Annotated in this window: 15 protein-coding genes, 1 pseudogene and 1 riboswitch; of the genes and pseudogenes, 7 read left to right on the plus strand and 9 right to left on the minus strand. The window is 64.8% G+C overall.

What is annotated here, in order from left to right; all coding sequences use genetic code 11:
• Nucleotides 1–42: 42 nt before the first annotated feature.
• Nucleotides 43–1,269 carry an NADH:flavin oxidoreductase gene (locus VNW74_RS21805; protein WP_325680653.1) on the minus strand — a complete coding sequence of 409 codons (1,227 nt, stop codon included), beginning with the start codon at nt 1,267–1,269 and terminating at the stop codon, nt 43–45.
• A gap of 125 nt (nt 1,270–1,394) precedes the next feature.
• Between VNW74_RS21805 and VNW74_RS21810 the strand changes: the two genes are divergently transcribed.
• Both VNW74_RS21810 and VNW74_RS21815 read left to right on the plus strand, forming a co-directional pair.
• Nucleotides 1,395–2,240, plus strand: a complete 846-nt coding sequence (locus tag VNW74_RS21810; protein WP_325680655.1) for a bifunctional methylenetetrahydrofolate dehydrogenase/methenyltetrahydrofolate cyclohydrolase — start codon at nt 1,395–1,397, stop codon at nt 2,238–2,240.
• Nucleotides 2,237–2,518: a DUF3017 domain-containing protein gene (locus VNW74_RS21815; RefSeq protein WP_325680657.1), complete on the plus strand. Its 282-nt coding sequence runs from the start codon at nt 2,237–2,239 to the stop codon at nt 2,516–2,518. The genes VNW74_RS21810 and VNW74_RS21815 overlap by 4 nt, the downstream gene beginning before the upstream one ends.
• On the opposite strand, the pseudogene VNW74_RS21820 reads toward VNW74_RS21815, so the two are convergent.
• Nucleotides 2,518–2,943, minus strand: a pseudogene (locus VNW74_RS21820) (DUF732 domain-containing protein); the annotation flags it as partial. The gene VNW74_RS21815 and the pseudogene VNW74_RS21820 sit on opposite strands and share 1 nt — an antisense overlap.
• Nucleotides 2,944–3,147: 204 nt before the next feature.
• On the opposite strand from VNW74_RS21820, the gene VNW74_RS21825 reads away from it, so the two are divergent.
• Nucleotides 3,148–4,581: an FAD-binding oxidoreductase gene (locus VNW74_RS21825; RefSeq protein ID WP_325680659.1), complete on the plus strand. Its 1,434-nt coding sequence runs from the start codon at nt 3,148–3,150 to the stop codon at nt 4,579–4,581.
• A gap of 171 nt (nt 4,582–4,752) precedes the next feature.
• On the opposite strand, the gene VNW74_RS21830 is transcribed toward VNW74_RS21825, so the two are convergent.
• On the minus strand, nt 4,753–4,995 hold the full coding sequence (locus VNW74_RS21830; RefSeq protein WP_325680660.1) for a hypothetical protein: 243 nt from the start codon (nt 4,993–4,995) through the stop codon (nt 4,753–4,755).
• A gap of 152 nt (nt 4,996–5,147) precedes the next feature.
• Here VNW74_RS21830 and VNW74_RS21835 point away from each other — a divergent pair, with 152 nt between their 5' ends.
• Nucleotides 5,148–6,527 carry an HNH endonuclease signature motif containing protein gene (locus VNW74_RS21835; RefSeq protein WP_325680662.1) on the plus strand — a complete coding sequence of 460 codons (1,380 nt, stop codon included), beginning with the start codon at nt 5,148–5,150 and terminating at the stop codon, nt 6,525–6,527.
• Between the two features lie 23 nt (nt 6,528–6,550).
• Here VNW74_RS21835 and VNW74_RS21840 read toward each other — a convergent pair whose 3' ends face one another.
• Genes VNW74_RS21840 through VNW74_RS21850 form a run of 3 tightly spaced genes read right to left on the minus strand, consistent with a single transcriptional unit; the run spans nt 6,551 to nt 9,832 of the window.
• Nucleotides 6,551–7,285 (minus strand): class I SAM-dependent methyltransferase, encoded by a 735-nt coding sequence (locus VNW74_RS21840; RefSeq protein ID WP_325680664.1) that lies wholly within the window; start codon nt 7,283–7,285, stop codon nt 6,551–6,553.
• Nucleotides 7,282–8,442 carry a homoserine O-acetyltransferase MetX gene (gene metX / locus VNW74_RS21845; RefSeq protein ID WP_325680666.1) on the minus strand — a complete coding sequence of 387 codons (1,161 nt, stop codon included), beginning with the start codon at nt 8,440–8,442 and terminating at the stop codon, nt 7,282–7,284. Before metX ends, VNW74_RS21840 begins: the two co-directional genes overlap by 4 nt.
• A gap of 10 nt (nt 8,443–8,452) precedes the next feature.
• Nucleotides 8,453–9,832 (minus strand): bifunctional o-acetylhomoserine/o-acetylserine sulfhydrylase, encoded by a 1,380-nt coding sequence (locus VNW74_RS21850; RefSeq protein ID WP_325680668.1) that lies wholly within the window; start codon nt 9,830–9,832, stop codon nt 8,453–8,455.
• Nucleotides 9,833–10,015: 183 nt separating this feature from the next.
• A riboswitch (SAM riboswitch) is annotated at nt 10,016–10,136 on the minus strand.
• Nucleotides 10,137–10,337: 201 nt separating this feature from the next.
• Between VNW74_RS21850 and VNW74_RS21855 the strand changes: the two genes are divergently transcribed.
• A complete protein-coding gene (locus VNW74_RS21855) occupies nt 10,338–12,575 on the plus strand; it encodes an NADP-dependent isocitrate dehydrogenase (protein ID WP_325680670.1) in 2,238 nt (745 codons plus the stop codon).
• A gap of 3 nt (nt 12,576–12,578) precedes the next feature.
• On the opposite strand, the gene VNW74_RS21860 is transcribed toward VNW74_RS21855, so the two are convergent.
• Both VNW74_RS21860 and VNW74_RS21865 read right to left on the minus strand, forming a co-directional pair.
• A complete protein-coding gene (locus tag VNW74_RS21860) occupies nt 12,579–13,619 on the minus strand; it encodes an LLM class F420-dependent oxidoreductase (RefSeq protein WP_325680672.1) in 1,041 nt (346 codons plus the stop codon).
• A gap of 20 nt (nt 13,620–13,639) precedes the next feature.
• Nucleotides 13,640–14,062 carry a nuclear transport factor 2 family protein gene (locus tag VNW74_RS21865; RefSeq protein ID WP_325680674.1) on the minus strand — a complete coding sequence of 141 codons (423 nt, stop codon included), beginning with the start codon at nt 14,060–14,062 and terminating at the stop codon, nt 13,640–13,642.
• A gap of 119 nt (nt 14,063–14,181) precedes the next feature.
• On the opposite strand from VNW74_RS21865, the gene VNW74_RS21870 reads away from it, so the two are divergent.
• Nucleotides 14,182–14,751 carry a PadR family transcriptional regulator gene (locus VNW74_RS21870; protein ID WP_325680676.1) on the plus strand — a complete coding sequence of 190 codons (570 nt, stop codon included), beginning with the start codon at nt 14,182–14,184 and terminating at the stop codon, nt 14,749–14,751.
• Here VNW74_RS21870 and VNW74_RS21875 read toward each other — a convergent pair.
• Nucleotides 14,727–15,293, minus strand: coding sequence for a TetR family transcriptional regulator (locus VNW74_RS21875; protein WP_325680678.1), 567 nt, complete (start codon nt 15,291–15,293; stop codon nt 14,727–14,729). The genes VNW74_RS21870 and VNW74_RS21875 overlap by 25 nt on opposite strands.
• Before the next feature lie 94 nt (nt 15,294–15,387).
• Between VNW74_RS21875 and VNW74_RS21880 the strand changes: the two genes are divergently transcribed.
• Nucleotides 15,388–16,920, plus strand: a complete 1,533-nt coding sequence (locus VNW74_RS21880) for an FAD-dependent oxidoreductase (RefSeq protein WP_325680680.1) — start codon at nt 15,388–15,390, stop codon at nt 16,918–16,920.
• The last annotated feature ends 17 nt before the right edge of the window (nt 16,921–16,937 follow it).

A 16,937-nucleotide genomic window follows, 5' to 3' on the forward strand; every position in this document is an offset into this window, starting at 1 on the left:
CCTGCATCGTCGGCGGGCCGGAGCTGATTGCCCGCCTCCTCCTCAGGCCGTCCCGGCCTGCATCGTCGGCGGGCGGTCGGGGGCGCCGGTGACGACGCAGCGGGTGCGACTGTAGATGGTTGGCATGCATCGGTTGCAGTGCGTACACGCCGAATGCACGGTGTGCGCGGCCCCGTCGGCGGCGATCCGGTTGATCAGATCGGGCTCGGCCAGCAGAGCCCGGCCCATCGCGACGAAGTCGAATCCCTCCGCCATGGCCAGGTCCATCGTTTCCCGATTGGTAATGCCGCCCAACAGAATCAGCGGCATCGACAGTTCGGCGCGGAACAGCTTGGCCTCCCGTAACAGATAGGCCTCACGGTAGGGGTACTCGCGGAGGAACCTCTTGCCCGTCATCCGCATGCCCCAGCGCAGCGGCGGTTTGAAGGCGGCTGCGAATTCCTTGAGCGGAGCGTCGCCGCGGAACAAATACATCGGATTGACCAGCGAGCTACCCGCGGTGAGTTCGATCGCGTCCAGCCCGCCGTCATCCTGCAGCCATTTCGCGGTGATCAGCGACTCGTCGGTGCTGATACCGCCGCGGACACCATCGGCCATGTTGAGCTTGGCGGTCACCGCGATCTGAGCCCCGTCTTTCTCGACGGCGCGGCGAACGGCCAGCACCATCCCGCGGGCGACCTTGGCGCGGTTCTCCAGCGAGCCACCGAACTCGTCGTTGCGACGGTTGATCAGCGGGCTTAAGAACGAGCTCGCCAGATAGTTGTGGCCCAAATGGATTTCGACGGCGTCGAATCCCGCCTCGACGGCCAGGCGGGCGGCAGTGGCGTGTGCGGCGATGACGTTGTCGATGTCGTCACGGGTGGCCTTCTTGGCGAACCGCATGCCGATCGGGTTGAAGAACCGCACCGGGGCCAGGGCGGTGGCTTTGTTAGAGCGGGCATTGGCCACCGGTCCGGCGTGGCCGATCTGTGCGCTCACCGCGGCGCCCTCGGCGTGGATGGCTTCGGTGAGCCGGCGGAACCCGGGCACGGCCTCCGGGCGCATCCAGATCCCGTTGCCTTCGGTGCGGCCACCCTGGGAGACCGCGCAATAGGCGACCGTGGTCATGCCGACGCCGCCGGCGGCCGGCAGTCGGTGGTACTCGATGAGGTCGTCGGTCACCAGTGCGTTGGGCGTTCGTGCCTCGAAAGTCGCCGACTTGATGGTGCGGTTGCGCAGGGTGATCGGGCCCAGCTTGGCTGGGCTCAGGACGTCCGGGGGGCTAGACATACCGGGAGCGTAACGGCGATCGCAAGCGCGGCGGAGCCGGGCGCGGCGGGTCGCCGTCATCTGGCCACGCGCGCGGGGGGTCGCCGTCATCTGGCCACGCGCGCGGGCATGCCAGACTGTGAGGCGTGGGTGCGATCACGTTGGACGGCAAAGTCACGCGCGACGAGATCTTCGTCGACCTGAAGCAACGAGTGGCGGGGTTGACTGCTGCCGGGCGGACGCCCGGCCTGGGCACGATTCTCGTCGGCGATGACCCGGGGTCGCAGGCCTACGTCCGCGGAAAGCATTCCGACTGCGCCAAGGTCGGCATCACCTCGCTGCGCCGCGACCTGCCCGCCGACATCAGCCACGCGAAGCTCAACGAAACCATCGACGAACTCAACGCCAATCCCGAATGCACCGGTTACATCGTGCAGTTGCCGCTGCCGAAACACCTCGACGAGAACGCGGCACTGGAACGCGTCGACCCGGAGAAGGACGCCGACGGGTTGCACCCGACCAACCTGGGCCGGTTGGTGCTGGGCACTGCGGCGCCGCTGCCGTGCACCGCACGCGGCATCGTCCACCTGTTGCGGCGCTTCGACGTCGAGATCGCCGGGGCGCACGTGGTCGTCCTCGGACGCGGTGTCACGGTCGGTCGTCCACTGGGGCTGATACTGACCCGCCGCTCGGAGAATGCCACTGTGACCCTGTGTCACACCGGAACTCGTGATCTGCCCGCGCTGACCAAGCAGGCGGACATCATTGTGGCGGCTGTGGGTGTCCCGCATCTGCTGACCGCGGACATGGTGCGTCCCGGTGCCGCCGTCGTCGACGTCGGCGTCAGCCGTACCGCCGACGGGCTCGTCGGTGACGTGCATCCGGGTGTGTGGGAGGTCGCCGGTCACGTATCACCGAATCCCGGTGGCGTCGGCCCGCTGACCCGCGCATTCCTGTTGACGAACGTCGTCGAATTGGCCGAACAGCAATGAGCTTGCGTCAGCTGGTCCGCTCGCAATGGCCGATCGTGACGGTAGTGCTGATCTTTTCAGCGGCGTTCACACTGGTTGCGGCGAACTTCTGGCGCCGTGGCGCGCTGCTGATCGGCATCGGGGTCGGGGTCGCCGCCGTGCTGCGGTTAGCGCTCACCGAAGACCATGCAGGGCTTCTCGTGGTGCGCAGCAAGGGAATTGACTTCGCTACGATGTCCCTCGTCGCGGCGAGCATGGGCTATATCGCCTGGACGATCGACCCGCTGGGTACACGCTAGATCCCTGGGACCATCCCCGGCATGCCCGGGAATTGTTGCAAACCAGATACGTTGCCGCCGAGGATGTTTGCCATCTCTTCCGGGCAGTACGTCTGTATCGCGATGGTGGTGAACATCTGGGCCAACTGCGGCGACATGCCTCGGTGGGAGACACCCGACGCGGCAGCGGCGAAGCTACCGCCCGGCTGAGCGAGCATCGGGCAGATCGACTGGCCCACGGCCATCGCGTTTCCTGGTTCGCCGTACTCGATGCCGGCGTGACTCAGCGCGTCGATGAAGTCGTCGTCGTGCGGGTCTGCCTCCACTGGAGCCGAAAACACTGCGGCCGCGGTGATCAGGCAACCGGCGCCCAGTAACAGACGAACGGCCAGTGGTTGGTTGTTCAAGCGCCAAATCAAGCTACGCGTAGTCTCGAGTGTCGCCATGTCCTGCCCCTAACTTATGGGAGTGCAACCGCGGCACTCAAAGTCCCGGTTAGAACCCTCGTTTACCGCTGTCACGTTTCCAACACGATGGGGTTAAGGTTCGCGTACGTTTCAGTTCTTACGCCGACACGTCATGCGCCACCACGGTTTTTGTCGCCGCGTAGTTGAGAATGCGGGACGTGACGCAATCGCGGGAACCCGACGTTGGCGCGTGAGATCTCGCGTCAGACGTTTCTGCGGGGCGCCATCGGAGCGCTAGCCGCCGGTACGGTTCTGGGATCGGGCCGAGCCGGCGCCGATCCGATTGCCTCCGGCTGGGACCCGCTTGCCACCGCGATCGGCGGGCCGGTGATACGACCGGACAACGGTCAATTCGCAACGGCTAAACAGGTTTTCAACACCAACTACAACGGCTCGGCGCCGGCGGCGATCGTCACCCCTACATCGCCGGCGGATGTGCAAAAGGCGATGGCATTCGCTGCTGCCAACAACCTCAAGGTCGCACCGCGTAGTGGTGGGCATTCCTATATCGGGGCGTCGACGGCGAACGGAACCATGGTGCTTGATCTGCGCCAGTTGCCCGGAGGGATCAATTACGACGCGGCCACCGGGCAGGTCACGGTGACGCCCGCCACCCAGCTGTATGCGCTGCACCAAGCGCTGGCCGCGGCCGGACGGGGGATCCCGACGGGTACCTGCCCGTCGGTCGGTAGCTCGGGGCACGCCCTGGGCGGCGGGCTGGGTGCCCATTCTCGGCACGCGGGCCTGATGTGTGACGCGTTGAGGTCGGCGACGGTGGTGCTGCCCGGCGGCCAGGCGGTCACCGCATCTGCGGCCAGCCAACCCGACCTGTTCTGGGCGTTGCGCGGAGGCGGTGGCGGCAACTTCGGGGTGACAACGGCGCTGACCTTCGCCACCTTCCCCACCAGTGACGTCGACGTGGTGAACCTCAATTTCCCGCCGCAGTCGTTCGCGCAGGTCCTTGTGGGTTGGCAGAATTGGCTGCGCACCGCCGACCGCAGCAGCTGGGCACTGGCCGACGCCACCGTCGACTCGATGGGTACGCACTGTCGCATCATGGCGACCTGCCCGGCCGGCTCGGGTAACAGCGCGGCGAGCGCCATCACGTCAGCCGTCGGGATGCAACCGACCGGGACCGAGAACCACACCTTCAACTACTTGGACCTGGTGAGGTATCTGGCCGTCAACAATCTCAACCCGGCGCCGCTCGGATACGTCGGCGGATCTGATGTTTTCCCGACCATCAACGCGGGCGCGGCTCAGGGCATCGCCGCGGCGGTCGACGCCTTTCCTCGTGGCGCGGGCCGCATGTTGGCCATCATGCATGCCCTCGACGGCGCCCTCGCCGGTGTCGCACCGGGAGCCACAGCCTTTCCGTGGCGTCAGCAGTCCGCGCTGGTGCAGTGGTACGTCGAAACGTCCGACCCGTCGGCAGCGACCAACTGGCTCACCACGGCACACCAAGCGGTGCGACCGTATTCAGTTGGCGGCTATGTGAACTACATCGAGGCCAACCAGCCGCCGTCACGGTACTTCGGCCCGAATCTGTCCCGGCTCAGCGCCGTCCGGCAGAAGTACGACCCCGGCCGAATCATGTTCTCCGGGCTCAACTTTTGACGCCGTTTCGATCCAGGTTCTGGTGCGCGACTATTCAAGCGGATCTCTGGCACGTGCTTCAAGTGCCCGTGCTACCCGCTCGCCCTTGTCGGTGAGTTTTATCCATGCGGAGAATACCCAGGCCGGTGGATCGTCGTAATGGGTGACATAGACATCGGAAATCTTCTGTATTCATGTATCGAGTGACTCTTTCCAGGCGGCGAAACGCCCATGCTCACCGGACAGATCGCCCAGCACGAACAGCTCGTCTCCGACCAAAGTGCGGATCGTCTCCAAGGTTTCGCTCTGCACTTCTGAAAGCGATGCCGACGGAAGTTCCTGCTTGACGTGACAATGAACGGCATTTAGGTCGACCCAATCGGCAACACCGGCAGTAATTAGTGCCTCACGTACTTTCTCGCGTGCGGTGGTCATTCGGTGAGTCCTCGATTTCGTTATGGTTCAAATTCGGGTAAGTCGGCCAGCTCACAGTAGTGATTCTTGCCGGTTATCCACAGTTGCAATTTCATCCACACCTGGGGCTTCGGGCGGCCTCGCGCGTCAGCCGCGATCGATACAATTCGAACATGCATTCGAGTTGTCGCGAGGAGATCGTCGAGCGGTTCGACGCATTCCGAGATGCGGTATCCGGATTGCTCGAGCTGTCTTTCGACGTGCTGACCTGCCCGGAACTGCTGGGAATGCTGCAACGCCTGGAACAGGACACTCGGCGGCTACCGGTGCCCGGCCACGCTCTGATCAACCAACTCGCCCGGCAGGCCAGCGAGACGGAATTGGGCGGCAAGCTCAGTCATGCGTTGTCCAATCGGCTGCTGATCAGCCGCGCCGAGGCTGCCCGGCGCATCCGCGAGGCCGAGGATCTTGGCCCGCGCCATTCAGTCACCGGTGAACCGTTGTCGCCACGGCTGGCGGCGACCGCCGAGGCGCAGCGCGCCGGAAAGATCGGCGATGGCCACGTCGCGGTGATTCGCGGATTTTGTCAGCGGCTGCCGGACTTCGTTGACGTCGAGACCCGCCAGGTAGCCGAAGCGCAGCTCGCTCGTCTCGGCGGCAAGCACCGCCCAGACGAATTGAGCAAGCTGGCCGACAAACTCGCCGACTGCCTCAACCCCGACGGTACTTTCACCGATGAGGACCGGGCTCGTCGGCGCGGAATCACCATCGGTAAACAAGGTCTCGACGGGATGAGCCCGATCACGGGGTATCTGACGCCCGAGGCGCGGGCCTCCATCGACGCCGTGTTCGCCAAATTAGCCGCTCCGGGCATGTGCAACCCGGAGGATGACACCCCGTGCGTGGAGGGCAGCCCGTCGGAGACTTCCCTCGGTAACGACACGCGTAGCTCCGTTCAACGCAACCACGACGCGCTCAACGCCGCCGCGCGCGCCCTGTTGGCGTCCGGTGATTTGGGCAAGCACAACGGCTTACCGGCATCCATCATCGTCACCACCACCTTGCGCGAACTGGAGGCTGGGGCGGGTAAGGGGCTCACCGGCGGCGGCACGCTACTACCCATGGGCGACGTGATTCGGCTGGCCCGCCACGCACATCATTACCTGTGCATTTTTGACAAAGGCGAGGCGATCGGGCTCTATCACACCAAGCGACTCGCCTCACCCGGGCAACGAATTGTCCTGTACGCCAAAGATCGTGGATGTTCACACCCCGGCTGTACCGTATCGGGTTACTACTGCGAGGTTCATCACTGCATCCCGTACGCCAAGTGCCGCACCACCGACGTCAACCATTTAACGTTCGGCTGCGGCGGCCACCATCCGCTCGCCGAAGAGGGCTGGATCACCCGCAAAAACAAAGACGGTGAAACCGAATGGATCCCACCCCCGCATCTTGACCACGGGCAAGCCCGTATCAATACTTTCCATCACCCCGAAAAGCTGCTTCGCTCCAGCGACGGCGACGGCGACGAGGACGACGACGCGGCGTAGCGATGACGACGACCGGGGCGCAATTACGTCGACAGCGTCGCCCGCACGCACACCGTGACGTACGGCAGCGCCAGGCCTCCCGCGTTCGCCAACGCCGGATGGGTTGCCAGCAATTCGCGAACCTGGTCCAGTGTTTTGGTGCGCACTTCGGTCGGCGAGGTGATGCAGTAGCTCCGGGAGGCGACCAAGTCGATCAATGCCTGTGGCGTAAGGTAATTCGTCCACTCGACCTGATGGCGCTGTACGTCGGTGAACGGGTCGGCCAGTGTCACCTTGTCGCGGACCGGATCCCCATCGTGGCCGATGATGCGACCCAGCTCCCGCACCCAGCCGAGCCGCGCGTCGCGAGTGTTCCACACCAAACCCAGTCGTCCGCCCGGCCGCAGCACCCGGGCCACTTCCGGGATTGCCCGCTCCGGGTTGAACCAGTGCCAAGCCTGTGCGACGAGCACCGCATCAACGCTGTTGTCCGCCAGCGGAATTTCCTCCGCCGTGCCGAGCAGCGCGGGCGTGTCGGGCAGCGACGTGCGCAGCATTTCCAGCATCTCGGCGATCGGGTCGACGGCGACCACGTCCAGCCCGCGTTCCACCAGCCGAGTGGTCAGTTTCCCGGTCCCGGCGCCGAGGTCCAGCACGTCGCGAGCCCCGGCCGGCAACAGCCAGTCGATCGCGTCCGGCGGGTATGACGGTCGGCCGCGCTCGTAGGCGGCCGCTTCAGAGCCAAACGACAACGAGCGGTCCTGCCGGGACTGGGTCACCGTGGACACGCGCCTTGGCCGCTCGCCGATCCCACCGCCAGGTCGAGGGTTTGCCGCACCAGCTCACCCACCGCCTCGGATTCCACCAGGAAGCCGTCGTGGCCGTAGATCGACTCGACGATCTGCAGCTCGCGACATCCGGGCAACAGCTCGGCGAGTTCCTCTTGCAGGCGCAGCGGGTAAAGCCGGTCGGAGGTGATGCCGCCGACCACCACCGGCACCGGGCAGCCGCGCAGCGCGGCGGCTACACCGCCGCGGCCCCGGCCGACGTCGTGACGGGACAGTGCTTCGGTGAGCACCACATAGCTGCCGGCGTCGAAGCGTGACACCAGTTTGCGGCCCTGGTGCTCCAGGTAGCTCTGCACCGCGTAGCGGCCGCCCGCCACCGGATCCGCGGGATCTTCCCCGCCCTGTGCGTCGTTGGCGAAGCGGGTGTCCAGCTCGACCTCGCCGCGGTACGTCAGATGTGCGAAGCGGCGGGCGATGTGCAGGCCGGCGGTGGGGCTGCGCCCGCTGCGGTAATAGTCGCCGCCCTGCCAGTTCGGATCGGCTTTGATGGCCGCGATCTGGGTGCACTGTGTGCCGATCTGGTCGGCGGTCGCGCGCGCACCCACCGCCAGCAGCAGACCCGCGCCCACCCGGTCGGGATGGCCGACGATCCACTCCAGTGCCCGGGCTCCACCCATCGACCCGCCCACCACTGCGGCGACCTCGGTGATGCCCAGCGCTGCCAGCGCGGCGATGTCGGCCTCGACCTGATCTCGCACCGAAATCAGTGGAAACCTTGAGCCCCAGGGCTTCCCATCAGGCGCGGTTGAGCTCGGGCCGGTCGAGCCGCGGCAGCCGCCCAACACATTGGTGGCCACCGCGCACCAGCGATCGGTGTCGATCGGCGCGCCCGGGCCGGCGATGCCGTCCCACCAGCCCGGCGTGGGATGTCCGGGCCCGACGGGTCCGGTGATGTGGGAATCTCCGGTGAGCGCATGCAAGACCACCACGACGTTGTCGCGGGCAGGTGACAACTCGCCCCACCGCTGCACGGCGATGCTGACGTCGTCGATCACCGCACCGCTTTCCAGCGTCAGCGAGCCGATTTCGACAACGCCGACCTCACCGTCGGCGGGCAGCGTCTGCGTCGGCACATCCGAGATCGTCATTTCGGCCTCCTCAGTACGCCGCCACGGCGTGCGGGTCACCGCTGCTGGCTGTGGCGCCGCCGCCGTATTTGCGAGCCGCGGCGAAGCCAAGCTCGAGGTCGGCCAGGATGTCGTCGATGCCTTCGATGCCCACGGCCAGCCGCACCAAACCGGGGCTCACACCGGTGGAGAGCTGCTCGGCGGGGCTGAGCTGGGAATGCGTTGTCGACGCCGGATGAATCACCAGCGATCGCACATCGCCGATATTGGCGACGTGGCTGTGCAGCTTGAGCGCGTTGACGAACGCCTTCCCCGCCTCGACGCCGCCGGCCAACTCGAAGGACAACACGGCTCCGGTTCCCTTGGGCGCCAGCTTCTTTGCCCGCTCGTACCAGGGCGAGCTGGGCAGGCCGGCGTAATTGACCGACAGCACATCGTCGTGGCCGGCCAGGAATTCGGCGACTCGCTGGGCGTTGGCGACGTGGCGCTCGATACGCAGGCTCAGGGTTTCCAGGCCTTGCGCGACCAGGAACGCGTTGAACGGCGAGGCCGCCGACCCGTAGTCGCGCAGCAATTGCACCCGCGCCTTGACCGCGAACGCGGGCGGTCCCAACTCCGCGTAGACCACGCCGTGGTAGCTGGGGTCGGGGGTGGTGAAGCCGGGGAAGCCGTCCTGTGTCCAGTCGAAGGTGCCACCGTCGACGATCACCCCGGCGATCGCGGCGCCATGCCCACCCAGGTACTTGGTGGCCGAGTGCACCACGATGTCGGCGCCCTGGGCGATCGGCTGGATCAGGTACGGGGTGGCGACGGTGTTGTCGACGATCAGCGGCACACCGTGCTCGTGGGCCACTCCCGACACTCCCGGGGTATCCAGCACGTCGATCTGCGGGTTGGAGATCGTCTCGGCAAAGAACGCCTTGGTGTTCGGGCGCACCGCGGCCCGCCACGAGTCCAGGTCGTCGGGGTCGTCGACGAAGCTGACGTCGACGCCCAGCTTGGGCAGCGAGTAGTGGAACAGGTTGTAGGTGCCGCCGTAGAGCCGCGGGCTGGACACGATGTGGTCGCCGGCGCCGGCCAGGTTCAAAATCGCGAACGTCTCCGCGGCCTGCCCGGAGGACAGGAACAGCGCGGCCACGCCGCCCTCCAGCGCCGCGATGCGCTGTTCGACGACGTCGGTGGTCGGGTTGCCGATACGGGTGTAGATGTTGCCCGGGACTTCCAGCCCGAACAGCGCCGCGGCATGTGCGGTGTCGTCGAAGACGTAGGAAGTGGTCTGGTAGATCGGCAGCGCGCGAGCGTTGGTGGTCGGGTCCGGCTGTTGGCCGGCGTGGACCTGTTTGGTTTCGAACGACCAGTGCGCGGTCGGATCGGAATCGGTTTCGCTGTCAGCGTTGGTTTCGGAACTCACGAGGGTTGCTTTCTGGGAAGGAAGAGTCGGGTGGGTCGAGTGCTTGCAAGGTGCGCGGGACGCCATCCGGAGGCCTTGGACGTCGACCGGCAGTCATGCGGTCAGCAACTGCGACGCACGATGAGCCAGCCCAAATAGGTGCGCATCAGGTTTCCCTGTCTACTCTGGGGGCCCGTCACTGCGGACCCGCGCTTGCCGCGTAGCCGGTGGTGGCTACTACAACCTGGTCATCACCCGGGGCACCCCACCGCGGTTGGAGGGTTGCCGGCCAGCAAGCCGGGGCTTGACGCTGGCGCTCATGACCTGCCAGAAGCGTATCGCACGTTGCCGATGCGCCGCCACTAGCGGCGATCGCAAGGGCGGTAGAGCCAGGTGCCGCGGCCGCCGCTGTTGGGCCTAGCCGCAGCTGGAGGGACGTCGTACGGGATACTGGTTGCCGTCGTTATAAAGCCTCTCAAATAGCACGCCTTCAAGAATCTGACCGATAGTGACGCCGGGAGAAACCATGTGCGCCGACCAGCCGACCATCATCTACACGCTGACCGACGAGGCGCCGTTACTGGCGACCTACGCCTTTTTGCCGATCGTGCGCGCCTTCGCCGAGCCGGCCGGCATCGAGATCAAGACCAGCGATATCTCGGTGGCCGCACGGATCCTGTCCGAGTTCCCGGATTACCTGACCGACGATCAGAAAGTGCCCGACAACCTTGGCGAGCTGGGCCGGCTGGCAAAGCTACCCGACACCAACATCATCAAGCTGCCGAACATCAGCGCCTCGGTGCCCCAGCTCGTCGCCGCGATCAAGGAACTGCAGGGCAAGGGATTCAAGATTCCGGACTATCCGCAAAGCCCCAAAACCGACGAAGACAACGAAATTCGCGACCGATATGCCAAATGCCTTGGAAGCGCAGTCAATCCGGTGCTGCGGCAAGGCAATTCGGATCGCCGCGCGCCCAACGCGGTCAAGGAGTACGCACGCAAACACCCGCACAGCATGGGCGACTGGTCGATGGCGTCGCGGACTCATGTCGCGACCATGCGGCACGGCGACTTCTACCATGGTGAGAAGTCGATGACCGTCGACCGCGCGCGCAACGTGAAAATGGAGCTGGAGACCAAAACCGGCAAGACCATCGTGCTCAAGCCCATGGTGTCGCTGCGGGAGGGCGACATCATCGACAGCATGTTCATGAGTCGCAAAGCCCTATGCGACTTCTACGAGGCGCAGATGGAGGACGCGCACAAGACCGGCGTGATGTTCTCACTGCACGTCAAGGCGACGATGATGAAGGTATCCCACCCCATCGTTTTCGGACACGCCGTGAAGATCTTCTACAAAGAGGCGTTCGCCAAGCACCAGGAGACGTTCGACGAACTGGGTGTCAACGTCAACAACGGATTGGTGGATCTGTACAACAAGATCGAGTCACTGCCTGCCTCGCAGCATGACGAGATCATCCGCGACCTGCATGCCTGTCACGAGCACCGCCCCGAGCTGGCCATGGTCGATTCGGCCAAGGGAATCACCAACTTTCATTCGCCCAGTGACGTGATCGTCGATGCGTCGATGCCCGCGATGATCCGCGCGGGCGGCAAGATGTACGGTGCCGACGGACGGCAAAAGGACACCAAGGCCGTCAACCCCGAGTCCACGTTTTCCCGGATCTACCAAGAAATCATCAATTTCTGTAAGACGCACGGTGCATTTGATCCGGCGACAATGGGCACGGTCCCCAACGTCGGGCTGATGGCGCAGCAGGCCGAGGAGTACGGCTCGCACGACAAGACATTCGAGATCCCCGAAGACGGCGTCGCCAACATCGTCGACCTCGACACCGGCGAAGTGCTGCTGACGCAAAACGTGGAAGCCGGCGACATCTGGCGGATGCCCATCGTCAGGGACGCCGCGATCCGCGACTGGGTCAAGCTTGCCGTCAACCGGGCGCAAAACTCGGGCATGCCGGTGGTGTTCTGGCTGGATCAGGAACGTCCACACGAGAACGAGATGCGCAAGAAGGTCAACACCTACCTGGCCGAACACGACACGGCGGGCCTCGACATCCAGACCATGTCCCAGGAACGAGCCATGCGGCACACGATCGAGCGCGCGATGCGCGGACAGGACACCATCGCCGCGACCGGCAACATCCTGCGCGACTATCTCACCGACCTGTTCCCGATCCTGGAGCTGGGCACCAGCGCCAAGATGCTGTCCATCGTGCCGCTGATGGCCGGCGGTGGAATGTACGAAACCGGCGCGGGCGGTTCAGCGCCCAAGCATGTCCACCAACTCGTCGAGGAAAATCACCTACGGTGGGATTCACTTGGTGAATTCCTCGCGCTCGGAGCCTGTTTCGAAGACATCGGTATCAAGACCGGCAACGAGCGGGCCAAGATCTTCGGCAAGACGCTGGACGCCGCGATCGGCAAATTGCTGGACAACAACAAGAGCCCGTCGCGCAAGACCGGTGAGCTCGACAACCGTGGCAGCCAGTTCTACCTCGCGATGTACTGGGCACAGGAACTGGCCGCACAGACCGATGACGAAGAGTTGCGCAAACATTTCGCCGCACTTGCCGATGCATTGACCAAGGACGAAGACGTCATTGTGGCCGAACTAGCCGAAGCGCAGGGGGATGCAGTCGACATCGGTGGGTACTACGCACCCGACAACGCCCTGACGACAGCGGTGATGCGGCCGAGCAAAACACTCAACGCCGCGCTGCAGGACGCGCAAGGCTGACGTTCAGTCGACCAGTTCCCGGAGCGTCTCGATCAGCTTGATCCGGTCGGCCGGCGTTGCCGCGATCGGTACCACGTTCAACGCGGTCACCCCCGCGTCGCGGAACGCCGCCACACGTTCCTTGACGAACCCGCGTGTTCCGATCAGCGAGACATCACGCACGAGTTCGTCGGGCACCGTCTTGGCGGCGCCGTCCTTGTCGCCGGACAGGTAAAGCTCTTGGATGCGGTCGGCTGCAGCGCCGTAGCCGTAGCTGGTGGCCAGGGTGTGATAGAAGTTCTTGCCCTTGGCGCCCATTCCTCCGATGTAGAGCGCTAGGTGTGGTTTGACGAATTCAAGCAGTGGCCCGACGTTTTCGCCGATGGCCAGCGCGGGTCCCGCGTACACGTCGAGGTTTCCCAACGCAGGGTCGCGCTTGGCCCGGCCGGTGGCCAGGGCCTTACCCCAGACGTCTTGCGCCTTCTCCGGCAGATAAAAGATCGGTTGCCAGCCTTCGGCGATCTCGGCGGCCAGCTCGACGTTCTTGGGCCCCAGCGCAGCCACCAAAATCGGGATACGTTCTCGAACAGGCTTATTGATGAGTTTGAGCGGCTTGCCAAGCCCGGTGCCCTGTTCGGCAGGCAGCGGAATGGTGTAGTGCCTGCCCTGATGTTGCACGGTCTCGCGTCGCCACACCTGGCGGCAGATGTCGACGACTTCGCGGGTGCGTGCTATCGGAGCGTCGTACGGCACACCGTGGAAGCCCTCGATGACCTGGGGCCCCGACGCGCCGAGACCGAGGATGAAACGGCCGTCGGAAACGTAGTCGAGACCGGCGGCGGTCATCGCGGTCAAGGTGGGAGTTCGGGTGTAGAGCTGCAGGATTCCCGAGGCCAGTTGAACCCGTTCGGTGCTGGCCGCCAAATAGCCCAGTGCGCTCACCGCGTCAAACGAATACGCTTCGGGGACAAAGACAATATCCAAGCCGGCGCGCTCGAGGTCGGCCACTTCGGCAGCGACCTCCTTGAAGCCGCCTGCGTAGTTGATACCCAATCCAATCCGCACGATCTATCCCTTCGGCGGCGCTACGCGCTGGTGAACGATGCGTCTAGTTCGAGGGCTTCCTGCTGTATCCGATCGAACTGGGCGCCCATCGCCTCCGACAATGCCGTCGCACCCGACAGCGGCCGCACCATGACGGTGAAATCGTCGATGAGGCCCTCATCGTTGAAGTGCAGGAAGTCGCAACCGTTGACCTTCTTGCCCGCAACGGTTGTCTCGAACACAAGCGCGTGGTCATGGCCGTTGCTGTCGTGGATCTCGCGGACGTAGCGAAAATCTTCGAAGACCCGCAACACACCGCGCAGGATCGCCGCGGTGATCGGTTTGCCGACGTAGGGCTTGAATGCGACCGGGCTGGTGAATACGACGTCATCGGCCAGCATCGCCGCGATGGCCGACTCGTCACCTTCCTCGACTGCCTTGCGGAAGGGATGGGTAGCAGACACGGGGCACCTCGCATAGTCAACTTGTTGAGTAGGTGTGGTTGACGCTAGAGGGCCGATCGCCGTGTGTCCAGATGCGATTAATCACTTTATTGATTAATCAGATATCGTACTATGGGTCGATGTCGCTGCGTGACGCCGTGTTAGCCGCTCTTCTCGAGGGTGAGTCTTCTGGCTACGACCTGGCCAAGGGCTTTGACGCGTCGGTGGCGAACTTCTGGATGGCCACGCCACAGCAGCTGTATCGCGAACTCGAACGTCTTGCTGAGCAAGGCCTGATCCAGGCACGCGTCGTGCACCAGGAACGTCGACCCAACAAGCGGATGTTCTCGCTGACCGAGGCGGGCCGCGAGGCGATCCGCGAGTTCACCAGGACCTCTCCGAAGCCCTCGGTAATCCGTGACGAGCTGATGGTGAAGGTCCAGGCCGCCGATGCCGGTGACGCGGCGGCTGTCCGCGACTTCATCACCGAACGAGGGGAACGGGCCCAGGCCAAAGTCCATCGCTACGAGCGGCTGCGTCACCGGCTGCTCGATGGCCGCAGCGAAGCGGAATACCTGGCCACGGCGCAGCGGATAGGCCCCTACCTGACGTTGATGCGCGGGATCTCGTTCGAAGAAGAGAACATCCGATGGGGTGAACGTGCCCTGAAGATCCTCGAACAGCGTCAAGGCGCGGGGTCTGCCAAGTAGTGGGCGAGCACCGGGCGCAGCCATTCGATGAGTTGGGCATCGTCCATACCGGCGAGTGGCGGGACAACCAGGATGTAGCGAGCGACGGCAAGGCCCAGGAGCTGCGATCCCACCAGGGCGGCCCGCTCGGCGGGATGATCGGGCGCGACCGCGGATAGTGCGGGGGCCACTTGGTCGACGAAAACTTGGAGCAGGGCATCTGCGGCAACGCGATTCGTCGCGGCCGCGCGCAGCAGCGGGAGAAACGGTCCCTGCGGTCCCCAAACGGTGATGAACAGCGGCAGCAGGATGTCGGCAATACGGTCGGGTGCGACATCCGAGAGATCGGGAAACGTGATGTCGAACCGGGAGGCCGCGGCGAACAGTTCGGCCTTGCTGCCGAAGTAGTGCATGACGAGCGCCGGATCTACGCCGGCCTGCGATGCGACCGAACGGATCGTCGTGCGTTCAAAACCGTGGCTTCCGAACTGCGATCGTGCGACGTCCAGGATCGCTGCCCGGGTGGCCTGTCCATCACGTCCCTCACGCGCCTTCGATGGCATGCCAATAGTGTATTCAACAACTGTTGACACAGCTGGGACAACGGCCTACCGTCGAGTTCAACAGTTGTTGAACTCATGACGAGAGGTCGGGGTCATGACCGTTACTCGACCCGGACCCGAAGGCGGTGGCGTGATGACCGGTCACGAGGTTGACGTCCTCGTCGTCGGCGCCGGCCCGACCGGGCTGACCGCCGCCGGTGACCTCGCGCGAGCGGGCCGCTCGGTTACCGTGCTGGAGCGCTGGCCTGCGATCAACCCGTCCAGTCGCGCGTTCGCCACCATGGCGCGCACGCTGGAGATTTTGGACGCCCGCGGAATCGCCGACGATCTGCTCGCGCACGCGCACAAGGCGCCGGGCGTGACGATTTTCGGCGGCGCCCGCATCGATCTCACGCACCTCGACTCGCCCTACCCATTCGCGATGATCACTCCCCAAACCAATGTCGACCGGGCGCTGTGCGGCTACGCCGTCGCGCAAGGGGCCGAGATCTTGCGCGGCATGGAGGTCGTCGCACTCGATCAAGACGCCGACGGCGTGACCGTCACCGCGCGTGCGCACGGTGACCAGTCGGGTCGTCAAATCTATTGGCGAGCAAAGTACTTGATCGGTGCCGACGGCGCGCACAGCATCGTCCGCGCGCTGATCGGCGCCGACTTCCCCGGTAAGACGATCTTGTCGTCGATCGTGCTCGCTGATGTCAAGCTGGCGCACGGGCCTGCGGACGGCGGCCTGACGCTGGGCAGCACCCGCGACGAGTTCGCGTTTTTAGCTCCCTACGACCGCCACGACGATGACGGCTCCTGGTACCGCGCGATGGTGTGGGACCGCAACAATCAAGTTCCCGACACCGAGCCGGTCGGCGACGCAGAGATCGGCACAGTGCTCAGCCGCGCGATGGAAGCCGACCTCGGGCTTCTGGAAGTCGGATGGAAATCCCGATTCCATTGCGACGAAAGACAAGTCGCCCAGTACCGGCATGGTCGCGTGTTCCTGGCCGGAGATGCGGCACACGTCCACTCGCCGATGGGTGGTCAGGGCATGAACACCGGCGTCCAGGACGCGGCGAACCTCGCCTGGAAGATCGACGTGGCGCTCGATGGTGCGGACGACGGCCTGCTGGACAGCTATCAGGACGAGCGTCATCCGATTGGCAAGCGGGTCCTGCTGCAATCCGGTCTGATGGCGCGTGGCGTCACCCTTCATCCGCGAGTCGCGCGTGGGATACGAAACCTGCTGTTGCCGAGACTTCTTCGTGTTCCCCGGGTGCGTGATGAGGTAGCAGGGAGTTTCGCGGGCACGACGCTCCGGTATACGCACCAGGCTGGCGAGAGCGCTTTGGTGGGCACCAGGGCGACGCAGATCCCGCTGAAGCAAGACCGTCTCACAGAGCTGCAGCGCGAGCCCGGCTTCGTGTTGGTTCGTGAGAGCGGCAGGTCTCCGTTTGACGTGACCGACCTGCACCAAGCCGAGCGGGCCGATTCCGGGCCGGCAGTGCTGGTGCGGCCCGACGGTTACATCGCCTGGGCCGGCGACTCCGCCAATCGGCCCGAATGGCTTGAGATACTTGCCCGCTGGACCGGGCCTGTCGCGCGGGCGAACACCGTGTCGCCGTCCGTGGCCAGTTGATGCAACTCAGCCAGGGG

This window comes from Mycobacterium sp. (assembly GCF_035570115.1).
In the GTDB taxonomy this organism is placed as follows: domain Bacteria; phylum Actinomycetota; class Actinomycetes; order Mycobacteriales; family Mycobacteriaceae; genus Mycobacterium.

What these genes read in the sequence shown, in the direction of transcription:
- VNW74_RS21805 (WP_325680653.1), bottom strand. Translation starts at nt 1,269, where the DNA reads ATGTCTAGCCCCCCGGACGTCCTGAGCCCAGCCAAGCTGGGCCCGATC.
- VNW74_RS21815 (WP_325680657.1), top strand. Translation starts at nt 2,237, where the DNA reads ATGAGCTTGCGTCAGCTGGTCCGCTCGCAATGGCCGATCGTGACGGTA.
- VNW74_RS21830 (WP_325680660.1), bottom strand. Translation starts at nt 4,995, where the DNA reads ATGACCACCGCACGCGAGAAAGTACGTGAGGCACTAATTACTGCCGGT.
- VNW74_RS21835 (WP_325680662.1), top strand. Translation starts at nt 5,148, where the DNA reads ATGCATTCGAGTTGTCGCGAGGAGATCGTCGAGCGGTTCGACGCATTC.
- metX (WP_325680666.1), bottom strand. Translation starts at nt 8,442, where the DNA reads ATGACGATCTCGGATGTGCCGACGCAGACGCTGCCCGCCGACGGTGAG.
- VNW74_RS21855 (WP_325680670.1), top strand. Translation starts at nt 10,338, where the DNA reads ATGTGCGCCGACCAGCCGACCATCATCTACACGCTGACCGACGAGGCG.
- VNW74_RS21870 (WP_325680676.1), top strand. Translation starts at nt 14,182, where the DNA reads ATGTCGCTGCGTGACGCCGTGTTAGCCGCTCTTCTCGAGGGTGAGTCT.
- VNW74_RS21875 (WP_325680678.1), bottom strand. Translation starts at nt 15,293, where the DNA reads ATGCCATCGAAGGCGCGTGAGGGACGTGATGGACAGGCCACCCGGGCA.
- VNW74_RS21880 (WP_325680680.1), top strand. Translation starts at nt 15,388, where the DNA reads ATGACCGTTACTCGACCCGGACCCGAAGGCGGTGGCGTGATGACCGGT.